The following is a 12,478-nucleotide window of genomic DNA, read 5'->3' as shown; positions in this document are numbered from 1 at the left end:
AAGTGACGCAAAACAAGTTGTTGCTGCATATATTAATCAGAAACAGTCGCTTAATAGAAACGATTTTTTTACTAAATCGTTTAGGTTGGAAGCTTTATGTATGATTTGTAACAAATGAGTTCTTTGGCATGACAATTTTTGTTAGAGCAGGCAATTAAGCCTGCTCCAATAGGTGATATATCAAACTGCTGTTTGGGACCAATCTGGGCAATTGTTTACCCAATTGCATGAGGGCTTCACCACTAAAACATTGACCATCTATTTTGGGCAAATTCGTTTCAAAGTTTGAAATAGATGATTTTGGCCAAAAGTCCCCAGAACGAATAGGCCAAACCACATGCAACTTATAGATTTTGTGAGGGTCCAGTCCTGAAAAGCGTATTTGATCGGGTAAACCAGATGTGTGACTGCGTATCAAACTATATGAAAACAAGGCTTCATTTTTGTCAGCAGAAACCACCCCAGTGCCCATTGCGTAATCTGGTAGCGACAGCCTAACCATGTCTCCGGAGTGGATCAGCGCGCGATGCTGTTTATATAAATCAACCATAGCTTTTAACTCGACTTTCTCTTCGTCAGTGAGTTCTCTTAGGTCCATTTCCATACCCATGTGACCAAAGAGCACAACCGAGGCACGCATCGACATGGTTAAATTACGGTGGGTAATATGACAGTCTCTCGGGCCAACGTGGCTGCCCATTAACTCTGAAGGGAAGAAATAGGAAAACCCTTTTTGGATCTTGAGTCGCTCCAAAGCGTCATTTGAATCTGATGTCCACACTCTATCTGTGCGCTCTAACACACCGTAATCAGCGCGTGCACCACCGGAAGAACAGCTTTCTATCTCAACATTCGGGTGCGCTTTTTTAACTGCATCTAATAATGCGTAAAGGGCTTTAGTTTGACGATGCACTGCCGGCTTGAAATATTGATCACCTGGTTGATTAATATCGCGGTTCATATCCCATTTTATGTAAGCAATATTGTTTTCGCTGAGTAAACAGTCGAGACGTTCGTATAAATAGTCGAAAACTTCCTGACGGGTTAAATCCAACACCAATTGATTGCGAAACCCAACATCCTCGTTTGGCGGAGTAGAGAGGATCCAATCCGGGTGTTCTCTAAAAAGATTACTATCAGGATTGACCATTTCTGGTTCAAACCACAGGCCAAATTCCATGCCTAAATCGTTTACGTGTTCAATTACCGGCGTTAATCCTTGTGGATAGATTGACTCATCGACATACCAGTCGCCTAGGCCTGCTTTATCGTTATGGCGACCAATAAACCAACCGTCATCTAAAACAAAACGTTCGACGCCGAGTTGTGCCGCACGGTCGGCTAAGTCTTTTAGCGTGTCGACGTCATGATCAAAATAGATCCCTTCCCATGTGTTGTAGTGCACTGGACGAAGTTTTTCAGCGGCGTTGTATTTCAACAAATTTTTTCTTACATAGCGGTGATATTGTTGAGATAACGCTGACAGGCCTTTTGAGCTGAAGCTGGCATAGAGCTTTGGTGAATGATAGGAGTCGTTGGTGTGCAGAGTAACTTCACCGGGTAACAGCAATTCGCCCATCTGCACAAAGGCTCTGCCATCGGCCATTTTTTCGCTAAGCAACCGATGATTGCCGCTCCAGCCAAGGTGAAAACCATAGGCATCGCCTTGTTGCTGATCGCAGGTTTTACTGGTGATTATGAGCCCCGGAAATGCATCATGTGAAGTTCTTCCTCGGCGGTTTTCGCGTAAGTATGAACCAAAAAATTGTTCTACATGCTGCTCATGAAACTCTCCAGCCCAATGGCCTTCAAAACCTAAGATTTGATTTGTATACTCTGGGACTGGGAGGGTAGCGGCTGTGCACCATTCAAGATTGATATCAGCATCACCTAAATTGACGACTTCACTGCTTAATACAATAACATCTGATTCAAAATCTATTCGAACTCGGTGTATGACTTTAATTTCCCTCGTTTTGTCAAGGTTGTGAATAGTAACGCTGGTACTGTCATCTTGTTGTACATCAACAATAGTAGGAGCCACCGCCCATTGTGACGCGTCACCAAAGAGCTTCAACCCAGGATTGCCAGAAAAGCCTTCGCCAGTGGTGGTTGTAAGTGAGCGTTTTGCTTCGCGAGTGGGTGATGCAGGGACTTCCTGTCTAATTCTTAACGTCGTCAACATATCGTTGTTGGTGGCCGCTGACAACTTTTTTCCCCAGTAAATAACTTGAGGTGCGCCTCGGTTAAAGGCTAAAACCATCGAAGACTGTTTACCTTCGAGTCTTACAAAATCTGGAATGTTCTTTGACATGAATGGCTCTCTTATCGTTTTTCATGATTGTATGAATAAATTACTACAAATTGTAAACAGGTTTTTAAAACATATAAATACTATAAATAGTTTTTTAGCATATAAAAATATAATTCGAAATAATTTAATGTCGTGAAAAATTAAAATTTCAGAAACTTATCGATAAAGACAAAAAATTTAACTTTTTGTTAATTAAAGAGAAATGTCATAAATGGCCAACAATTTGTCGTATTTTCAAGCAAATGGTAAGCACACAGTTAACATCTAATTACAGGGATTTTTCGCGTAATTTGCCATGCACGTATATCTTATATAAGTGTTAATGGTATGTTGACAGTTCATATAAATACTATTTAACATACAATATATGCAAGCGACGAAATAACGACGTTTGTTAAAACGTGTCAATTCGATGTAGTACCCAATTCGTTTTTTCACGGATAAAAAGCAAGAACACATAAAACAATTAACAGGACAACAGGGGGCTTCTGATGAAAAGAAGTTATCTTAGGACTGCTATTAAAGCAGCCTTATTAGTACCTACTACTGCTACACTCGTTTCACTACCCGCAATTGCTCAAGATGCCTCAGCTGATGATGTCGAAGTCATTCAGGTTACGGGGATTGTAAGCAGTTTGAAAAGAGCTATGTCTGATAAGAAAGAAGCACTGATCGTATCAGATGGCATTGCAGCAGAAGATTTGGGTAAATTCCCAGATCTGAACGTTGCAGAATCTTTGCAGCGTATAACAGGTGTTTCTATTGACCGTAATGGTGGAGAAGGACAATTTGTTACGGTGCGTGGTTTTGGACCTCAATTTAACCAAGTCATGGTCAATGGTCGGCAAATCGCTAACGAAAACCCAGGCCGTGAATTCAGCTTTGACGTCATTGCTGCTGAAATGATCACCGGCGCAGACGTATATAAAAGTACCAATGCTTCTCTTCAAGAGGGTGGCATAGGTGCGACAATCAATATTTCAACAGCAAAACCATTCGATATTGATGGTTTTAGAATTGCAGGCTCAGTAAAGGGCACACGAGAATCGATTAACGAGAAAACCTCTCCTAGTGCATCATTTCTTGTCAGCAACACATTCAACGAAGACCGGTTTGGCGTATTGTTCTCCGCTTCTCATCAAGTTCGTGATGTAACCATCAACTCAATCGGTACAGCGGGTTGGCGTCCGGGTATAACTGTCTCGAACACCGCAGGAGAAGTTCTAGCGAGCAACATCTACATCCCGAGAAACGTCGATCATATTTCTGATGCACAAGAACGGACTAGAACTAATGCGTCTTTGGTCCTTCAATATGCACCATCAGATGATATCTCCATCACTTTTGATGGTTTCATATCAGAGTTTGAAGTTGACTCACAGGTCAATGATTTAGCAGCTTGGTATGAGCCAACGCGGGTCGGTAGAGTCGAAATTGACGAAGAAACCAGAACCGCAACTTATATTGACCAGGTAGGTGGCAATGCGGCAACTGACTTTGTTCAAAGTACGCAAAACCGTCGCGAAGTATCCATTGAAGCATTTGGTCTAAACGTCGAGTGGGACATCCAAGAAAACCTCAAAGCTAACTTTGATATATCAACCTCCACTGCTGAGAACGACACTTCGGATGGTGGAACTTACTTTACCGTTGTCGGTATTGTTAACAACTATCAAACTACCCTTGAGAACGGCCGATTCCTGACGCAACACGATGGATTTTCTAATGGTTCACTGCCAAGTTCAGATTTGGGCCGAGCTCACGTTTATGGCAAAAGTGGCGACAAAGACGAAGATGAGATAACCGAATTGCGGGCAGACTTCGCATATACGCCTGACAGCGACACCTTCACGCAAATGAAGTTTGGTGCTTACATGCAGGATCGCGAAAAAGCCATACAGAACTTCTCACATACCAATAACATTTCGCAAATGTTTGGTCTGTTTGGAGGTTATCGAGCTCCGTTCCCTGAAGGTATTTTGCAGCCATTTACTGCAGATAACTTCTTTGGTGGAATCACGGATACGTGGTACACCTATGATGCAGCCGGGATCTTTGACTTCTTAGCGACAGATACAACGATCCAGCAGGCTAACGATACAACTGCCGGTGTTCCATTAGGCACAACCGCTGCGATCATCGCAGCCAACAATGCCTGGGCGCCAGAGCGTTTAGACGACTTCTCAATTATTTCAGAAGATGTCACCAGCCTTTACATGGATTTTGTGTTTGAAGGTGAATTCGGAGACATGCCTTGGACAGCAAATGTCGGTGCCCGGTACAGCGAAACCAAAATCTCAGTCGATGGTCGTGAGCAAGTATTGAGTGATATCATCGCAACCAGTGATACGACATTATTTGCAAACGTATTCTCTGGAAGCTCGCCAATCACCAAAGGTGGTAGTTACGCTAATTTGTTGCCTAGCTTCAACTTCAAATTGGATTTGCAAGATGACATGGTACTTCGTTTCTCATATTACGATACGCTTACACGTCCTACATTGAGTCAGTTGTCACCTGCAACTAACTTTGGTGAGCCACGTCTGCAGAATCTGACGGCAGCGGGTGGTAACCCTGCTCTGCGTCCGTTTAAATCTGAAAACTGGGATATCTCCTACGAGTGGTACTTTGGTGATGCAAGTTCTCTGACTTTCGCATACTTCAATAAAGAAGTTGAAGATTTCATTACCACGTTGCGTGGTACTGAAACCTTCGCATTGGGTGATCGGGCTACTACGCCAGGTAACGTTTGCGGAAACTGTACACCGGATCTATTGCCTCCAGGCGCCGTAGTATCGGATGAGCTTCAAGGTGCAACTGAGGACTTCTTCGTTAGCCGTCCTCAAAATGGAGAAACCGCCACAGTAAATGGTTTTGAAGTAGCAGTTACCCATGTTTGGGAGTCGGGCTTTGGTATTACGGCTAATGCGACTGTGGTGAACAGTAACGCTGAAGTAGATACCAGTGTCAGTCAGACCTTTGCTTTAGAAGGCTTGGGCGATTCGCAAAACTTAATCTTGTTCTATGAAAGAGATGCGATACAAGCTCGTGTTGCTTACAACAACCGGGAGTCTTTCTTGCAGACATTAGCTGCAGGAACGGGTGAACCGGAGTTTGTTGATACATATGGACAGTGGGATGCAAGTGCGAGTTATGACATCAATGACAACTTTACAGTTTTCATTGAAGGCATCAATTTGACAGGTGAAGAGACTATTAAACATGGTCGATTCGCAAATCAAATAACTCAAATCCTTGATACAGGAACGCGTTATGCTATTGGCGTTCGTGCGAATTTCTAATTCGCTAGAACGGTTTACAATGTAGTTCATTGAAATGGTCCGTACCGATTTAGGGCGGACCATTTTTTAAATCTGACAAGCAGAAAGGGATAAATGATATGAATCTATCCTTGGCTGCATTAACATTAAATTAACTCCCTTAGTATTTAGTCGAACTCCGTTTTAGACAGAATGCTAAGGCAATTGATTTGATGAAGTTTATTCCGTTTATTAGTAGAGCAATTAAAACCGTATGTCGGAGCAAATTAAAAAAATAGTAATTGTTGGTGGTGGTACCGCTGGCTGGTTAAGCGCCGCTGTCATTGCTGCCCAGCATAAATCAGCGCCTGGCCAAGGCTTAGAAGTCTTACTTGTTGAGTCGTCTGATATTCCCACCATTGGTGTTGGCGAGGGTACTTGGCCGACGATGAAAAACACCATGCAACAAATTGGTATCAAAGAAAGTGATTTGTTTAGCCGATGTCATGCAGTGTTTAAGCAAGGTGGAAAATTTGTAGAATGGGTGCATGGTAATGGAGATTTTTATTATCATCCTTTTACGGTTCCTTTGGGTTATGGTCGTCTCGATTTAGCCCCTTATGTATCTAATATTGAATCCTACGCTGTTGAGTCGAACTTCCAGCATCATATCTGCGAAGCCGGTCTGGCTCCCAGAACCATGGCAGAACGAGAATTTAACGGCCAGTGCAATTATGCCTACCATCTTGATGCGGGTGCATTTGCGGAACTTCTCAAGGAGCATTGCAAAAACAACCTGAATGTGACGCAGATTATTGGAACCGTCGACAAGGTTAATTTAACAGAGGATGGCGGGATTAAATCCATTCAACTTCAAGCTGGTGAGGAAATTGCTGGTGATCTCTTTGTTGATTGCACCGGACTGGCCAGTTTACTGTTAGGTAAAGCCTTGGGAGTTCCATTTAAACAATGCAACGATGTTTTGTTCAATGACACTGCCCTTGCTATGCAAGTACCTTATCCTGACCCAGCTTCACCTATCGCCAGTCATACTATTGCAACCGCTCAAAATGCAGGATGGATTTGGGATATTGGACTCACTCATAGACGAGGTGTTGGACATGTTTATTCTTCCGAATACCTCAGTGACGATGATGCGTTGGCTAACCTGCAGAATTATTTAGGTGAGCAAGCTAAAGGTCTTGAGCCACGAAAAATTACCTTTGACTCAGGTCATAGAGAACGTTTTTGGCATAAAAACTGTGTCGCAGTTGGCATGGCTGCAGGGTTTGTTGAGCCGCTGGAAGCGACAGCCATCATGTTGGTTGAGATTTCGGCGCGATATATCGCTGAAAATATGCCGGCTGATACGGATATCATGGCGATTACTGCCAAACGTTTTAACCAGCAGATGGATTATCGTTGGCAGAGGATCATCGACTTCTTGAAGTTGCACTACATGCTTACAAAGCGCTCAGAACCCTATTGGCAGGCTCATTGCAACCCGGACACGATCCCGGAATCACTGCAAGAGGATCTCGCAATATGGAAAACCCGTGGCCCTGTTAGCGGAGATTTTGACAGTGCTATTGAGCTGTTTCCAGCAGCGAGTTATCAGTATGTCCTTTACGGGATGGGCTTTAAACCTGATTTTGAAAAACGCCAATACCTGTACCAACAGAGCGAACAGGCGCAACAGATTATTCAGCGCAATGCCAAATTGACGCAACAAATGTTGCAAACCTTACCTCCACACAGAGAATACATAGAAACGTGGTTATCCACAGCAAGGTAGAGAAGTCCTATTAATGTTTGAATTAGTCGAATTGACAAGTAAAGCGCACAAAAATTTTAAAGTTGTACCGCAATCCAAGACTTTGTTTGCTCAAGGTCAGCAAATCATGAGCCTTAAAGTAAGTGAGGTTTCCCAAGCGGCCACCAATTTACCGGTCATTTATACTCGAAGCGGTCATGATGGAGGCTTTGTTTTATCTGCGCTTACTGGGCTTACCCCGGAACAAAATCTCTTTGTTCAAGATGATACCTGGACCGCAACTTTTACCCCTTCATCAATGCAGACTCATCCAATGTATCTGATGAAATCGCCGAAAGAGGAAAATGCCTACACTATTGGCATCGATGAAAATAGCACTGCTTTTTCAACCGAAAATGGCGAAGCCTTATTCGATGAGAAAGGGGCCGCAACCCTTTATCTAAGTAAAGTCAAAGCACTTTTAGAGGCAGACATTAAACACAGTATCGAAACCCACCAGTTTACCCAAAAGCTCGATACATTAGGACTCTTAAAAGCTATCGATTTGAATATTCAATTTGACAGTGGAATACAGCGTTTAAATGGTATTTACGTGATTGATGAAGCGAAGTTTCAGCAACTCGGCGGGGAAATTCTGGCTGAATTGAATCAGTTGGGATATCTGATCCCGATTAACGCTATGTTGATTTCTTTATATCAGTTGAACGCACTTATCCGGCGATATAACGCGATATCTCAAGGCAACCAGATCAAACAATTAAAAATGGAAGTCGCCAAAGATGCCAATGCATTTTAAAAATAATATTAGCCAGCTTTCAGTTGGCCTTACAGCACCGTTTAGGGTTAGGGGAATAATCTAATGACCGAAAATCTCATACAAATATTGGTCTTTGTCGGCGTGACAATTGCGATCGCATTTGCGACTTACCTGCATTGCAAGGGGAAAGGGCATCGGCAAGCCAATCAGAATAAAGAGTACTTTTTGGCTGGTGGCGGTTTGGCTTGGTATTTTGTGGCAGGCTCTATCACGCTAACTAATTTGAGTACCGATCAGCTGGTTGGCATGAACGGCAATCAGATGGCTCTTTTAGCTCTTTGGGAATTCTCCGCTGTGGTTGGTCTATTTATCTTGGCAAAAGTGTTTTTACCCGTTTATTACAAATATAATTGCACTACCACGACCGAATTATTGGAGCAAAGATATCAGAACAAGAACATTCGTGCAGTGATCAGTGTGATGTTTTTCTTAGGTAGTGCGTTAATTTTTTGCCCTGCGGTTATCTACTCTGGTTCACTTTTCATGCAAACGATGTTCAACGTCGATATCCCTCTGATGTACATTGCTATCACCTTTGCGGCAGTAGGTGCCATGTATGCAATATTTGGCGGATTAAGGGCTGTAGCCGTATCAGATACGTATTCTGGCGTCTTATTATTGGGCATGGCTATCGTGGTTGTACTGTTAGCACTTAATGCCATTGACTATGATTTTTCGGGCATTCCAGCAGAACGTTTGACCTTGATTGGCGATGATGATTCACCGATCCCATGGCACACGCTGTTAACAGGTATGATTTTCATCCAAATGTTTTATTGGGGAACAAATCAGGTTATCACTCAACGTGCAATGGCTGCACCTAGCCTCAAGGAAGCGCAAAAAGGCGTATTTGCTGCTGCAGGAATAAGATTTTTAATCGTCCCAGCTATCATTGTTGTGCCAGGGATAATTTCCTACAAACTTTACGGAGATATCGGAGATGCCGCCTATGGCCGCATAGTAGGAGACTTGTTACCCGCATGGTTATCAGGCATTTTCGCCGCGGCAATGGCTGCCGCAGTATTGACTACTTATAACAGTAACTTAAATTCCGCCACGGCACTTTATGTTTGTGATGTTCATGAAGCCTATATCAATGATAGCCCTAATGTACAAAGGCTGAGTGGTTGGGTAACAGCTGGGTTGACAATATTGTCTTTATTACTTGTACCTGTATACGCGCAAGCAGACAGTATCATAAACCTACTACAACAGCTTTACGGACTATTGAGCATGCCAATATTGTCTATTTTTGTTGTCGGATTATTGTTTAAAAATGTTCATGCCAATGCTGGAATTACGGCGGTGATATTCGGTGTATTGTTCTATGGTTTAGTTTCTTTTCCAATATCGCCCTTATTCGCCCCTTTTGGACTGCACTACATCCACCTAATGTTCATTACTTTGATTAGTTGTGTGTCTGTCGCGTTATTAGTCAATAAAGTGGTATTTAAACAATCCGCAAGCTTGTCATGGGCGAACAGTGAGGTTAAAGTAGCTTAAACGATTAAGTTTCCGAGTAAAGCTGAAACCGTGAAAGAGTCGAATGTATGATCAACCTTAGAAAAAGCAATATCGATAAGTTGCCCAAAGGCGTGTTTGATGTGCTGATAGTCGGAGGCGGCATCAATGGTGCTGTCTCTGCTGCGGCACTGGCTGCCAAGGGTGTTAAAGTGGCATTGATCGATAAAGGCGATTTTGCCGGGTTTACCAGTTCTAATTCATCCAATTTAGCCTGGGGCGGGATTAAGTACTTGGAAAGCCATGAATATGGTTTGGTCAATAAGTTGTGTAAAAGTCGTAACCACTTGATGCGCAGTTACCCGTCTACAGTGAAAGAAATTCGCTTTTTCACAAGCATTCAAAAGGGCTTCCGTTTTCCACCGTTTTTCGTATTTTTGGGAACGCTTCTATATTGGATTATGGGACGCTTTTTCACCAAGATGCCAACGTATCTTACGCCCAAAAACATCAAAACCCTTGAAGAAGTTGTTGATACCAAAAACGTAGCAGGCGGATTCGAGTATTCCGATAGTTATTTATATGATAACGATGCACGTTTTGTGTTTAACTTCATTCGTTCAAGTATCAGTTATGGGTGTATCGCTGCAAACTATGTTGGGTTGACCAAATCTAGTCGCGAGGGAGATGTTTGGGTAAGTCATGCAAAAGATGAAATTAGTGGTGAAGAAATTGTCATTCGTTCCAAAGCCTTTATAAATGCCGCAGGCCCCTTTGTTGACGAGATAAATGATGTCAACTTACAAAAAACTGACCATCACCATGTTTTCTCTAAAGGTATTCATTTAATCGTTGATCGACTTACGCAAAGCAATAAAGTGCTGACGTTTTTTGCCGACGATGGTCGCCTATTTTTTGTTATCCCAATGGGCCCTAAAACCTGTATTGGCACAACTGATACCCAAGTCGACAAACCCGTGTCTTACGTCACCGAAGACGACCGAGCTTTTGTCTTATCGAATGTAAACAAATTATTGTCCTTAGACAAACCCTTGACCAATGCCGACATTATTGCTGAGCGATGCGGTGTCAGACCATTAGCGATTGAAGGCAAAGGTGGCAAAGCTGACTGGGTTCAGTTGTCTCGTAAGCATGCAATAGACAAAGACGAAGACAAAAAATACATGTCAATCTTTGGTGGCAAACTGACCGACTGTATAAATGTCGGTGATGAAGTGGCCGATTTGATCAATGGCTTTGGTATTGAATTACCTTATCGAGATCAGAAATGGTATGGCGAGCCTGATGACTCGGTCAAAAAAGAGTTTTATCATCGTGCAAAGTTGATGGGCTTAGACGATCTTACTCCAACCAGCTCGTCTGAACCGCTGACTCAACGCTTTTGGCGACGATATGGACGCAATGCCATTAATATGATCGAAATGATCCGTGAAAACCCTAAGATGGGTGAACTGTTAATCGAAAATAGTGAGTATCTGCGTGTTGAGATTGAGCATGCAGCGGATCGAGAGATGATCACCAAATTGGAAGATTTCTTGCGCCGTCGCTCCAAAATATCACTAGTGGTGCGGCAAGAGGACATTCTTAGCGCGCCGGGCCTTAGAGAAGCTTGTGAGATCCTTTTCGGCGAGCAAGCCGAAGCAAAATTGCAAGAATACATTGCGTCACTGAATGGGTCGGGAATTGAACAAGATAACGTCAAATCGGCTTAATTCGTTCCTGAACCCCTGATACTGAAACAATTAAACGTCCAAGCGCATCATTTTTTAACAATCTATTTTCATAAATCGACGATTGGGTGGTGACTTCGGCGCGCAAATCTAACATACTTGCACACTTTCTCGCCCATGCTGGTATTTCTGTGTTTTAACCCATGATGAAATATACAAAGTTGTAAGGGAATAGAGAGTGATTCTAGCTCCGTTATTTTTGATTTTCGGGAGCAATTTTTTAAAAGAGACAAGATGTAATGAAAACGAACTATATTCCATTGGACAAAGCGCTCCATAGCAATCTGAAAGTTAAAACCTCACATAAATTTGAGTTTACTAAAGCTATCCATTTGGCATCCGCGACATTGCGCGACTTCGCTCAAATCGCAAGCTGTATGCCTATCGTATTTATTAAAGACCAGCCAAGCGGTTCTTTTCACTCAATCGCTATGCTAGGGCTTGAGCAAAACAGTAACCTGTATTACAGCGAAGACAAGTGGCTAGGGCACGTCATGCCTCTTAGCGTTCAGCGCTACCCATTCGATGTTCGTCCTGATGGTGACAAGTTAGGTGTTTTCATTGATGAAAATAGTGATTTGGTAGGTGATGAAGGTGAGAGTTTGTTTACCCCTGAGGGTGAAATGACCGATTATCTTAAGAACCGCAATGATTTGCTTGGTGAAATCGCCAACAGCGAAATGGCCACGCAACGTTTTGTTAAGCGCATTAACGAATTGGGCTTATTAGATACGGTTCAGCTAAATGTTCAGTATGTTAATGGCGAAACTCGTAACGTAACAGGCGTTTACAGCATCAACGAAAAACGTGTAAACGAATTGCCTGATGAAGTGACACTTGAATTTAAGAAAAACGGTTACTTAGGTGCAATTTATACGGTTATGTTGTCACTAGCACAACTTAATCGTTTGGTTCAATTATCGGCTAACACAGATAAGCCTATCCGTGGTATTCAATTAGCAATCGTTGACGAAAAAGCAGAAGCAGAAGCGAAAGAAGAAGCACCTGCTGCAAACTAGGCGATATCGCTAAAATATCGAATTAAAAACCGAGCAACTGCTCGGTTTTTTTGTTCTTTGACCTGCCTTTAAACTATCTTTC

8 protein-coding genes are annotated in these 12,478 nt (G+C 42.7%); 6 read left to right on the top strand and 2 right to left on the bottom strand.

Annotated features, from left to right (window positions below; genetic code table 11):
• Positions 1-154: 154 nt before the first annotated feature.
• Positions 155-2,314 carry an alpha-galactosidase gene (locus FM019_RS08925; protein ID WP_143835570.1) on the bottom strand — a complete coding sequence of 720 codons (2,160 nt, stop codon included), beginning with the start codon at positions 2,312-2,314 and terminating at the stop codon, positions 155-157.
• 491 nt (positions 2,315-2,805) lie between these two features.
• On the opposite strand from FM019_RS08925, the gene FM019_RS08920 reads away from it, so the two are divergent.
• The 5 genes from FM019_RS08920 to FM019_RS08900 all read left to right on the top strand — a co-directional run bounded on the left by FM019_RS08920 (position 2,806) and on the right by FM019_RS08900 (position 11,359).
• Positions 2,806-5,616 (top strand): TonB-dependent receptor, encoded by a 2,811-nt coding sequence (locus FM019_RS08920; protein ID WP_143835569.1) that lies wholly within the window; start codon positions 2,806-2,808, stop codon positions 5,614-5,616.
• 232 nt (positions 5,617-5,848) lie between these two features.
• Positions 5,849-7,369, top strand: a complete 1,521-nt coding sequence (locus FM019_RS08915; protein WP_143835568.1) for a tryptophan halogenase family protein — start codon at positions 5,849-5,851, stop codon at positions 7,367-7,369.
• Positions 7,370-7,382: 13 nt separating this feature from the next.
• Positions 7,383-8,144: a SapC family protein gene (locus tag FM019_RS08910; RefSeq protein WP_143835567.1), complete on the top strand. Its 762-nt coding sequence runs from the start codon at positions 7,383-7,385 to the stop codon at positions 8,142-8,144.
• A gap of 63 nt (positions 8,145-8,207) precedes the next feature.
• Positions 8,208-9,668: an SLC5 family protein gene (locus FM019_RS08905; RefSeq protein ID WP_143835566.1), complete on the top strand. Its 1,461-nt coding sequence runs from the start codon at positions 8,208-8,210 to the stop codon at positions 9,666-9,668.
• 47 nt (positions 9,669-9,715) lie between these two features.
• Positions 9,716-11,359, top strand: coding sequence for a glycerol-3-phosphate dehydrogenase/oxidase (locus FM019_RS08900; RefSeq protein WP_143835565.1), 1,644 nt, complete (start codon positions 9,716-9,718; stop codon positions 11,357-11,359).
• On the opposite strand, the gene FM019_RS20985 is transcribed toward FM019_RS08900, so the two are convergent.
• Positions 11,346-11,474, bottom strand: a complete 129-nt coding sequence (locus tag FM019_RS20985) for a hypothetical protein (RefSeq protein ID WP_260681577.1) — start codon at positions 11,472-11,474, stop codon at positions 11,346-11,348. The genes FM019_RS08900 and FM019_RS20985 overlap by 14 nt on opposite strands.
• Positions 11,475-11,616: 142 nt before the next feature.
• On the opposite strand from FM019_RS20985, the gene FM019_RS08895 reads away from it, so the two are divergent.
• On the top strand, positions 11,617-12,396 hold the full coding sequence (locus tag FM019_RS08895; protein WP_143835564.1) for a SapC family protein: 780 nt from the start codon (positions 11,617-11,619) through the stop codon (positions 12,394-12,396).
• Positions 12,397-12,478 lie beyond the last annotated feature (82 nt).

It is taken from the genome of Aliiglaciecola sp. M165, assembly GCF_007197995.1.
Classification (GTDB): domain Bacteria; phylum Pseudomonadota; class Gammaproteobacteria; order Enterobacterales; family Alteromonadaceae; genus Aliiglaciecola.
The sequence above is the reverse complement of the archived record's forward strand: the minus strand, read 5'-3'. Positions and strand labels throughout refer to the sequence as shown.

Coding starts and splice junctions, on each gene's coding strand:
- FM019_RS08925 (WP_143835570.1), bottom strand. CDS start 2,314: ATGTCAAAGAACATTCCAGATTTTGTAAGACTCGAAGGTAAACAGTCT.
- FM019_RS08895 (WP_143835564.1), top strand. CDS start 11,617: ATGAAAACGAACTATATTCCATTGGACAAAGCGCTCCATAGCAATCTG.
- FM019_RS08920 (WP_143835569.1), top strand. CDS start 2,806: ATGAAAAGAAGTTATCTTAGGACTGCTATTAAAGCAGCCTTATTAGTA.
- FM019_RS20985 (WP_260681577.1), bottom strand. CDS start 11,474: ATGTTAGATTTGCGCGCCGAAGTCACCACCCAATCGTCGATTTATGAA.
- FM019_RS08915 (WP_143835568.1), top strand. CDS start 5,849: ATGTCGGAGCAAATTAAAAAAATAGTAATTGTTGGTGGTGGTACCGCT.
- FM019_RS08905 (WP_143835566.1), top strand. CDS start 8,208: ATGACCGAAAATCTCATACAAATATTGGTCTTTGTCGGCGTGACAATT.
- FM019_RS08910 (WP_143835567.1), top strand. CDS start 7,383: ATGTTTGAATTAGTCGAATTGACAAGTAAAGCGCACAAAAATTTTAAA.
- FM019_RS08900 (WP_143835565.1), top strand. CDS start 9,716: ATGATCAACCTTAGAAAAAGCAATATCGATAAGTTGCCCAAAGGCGTG.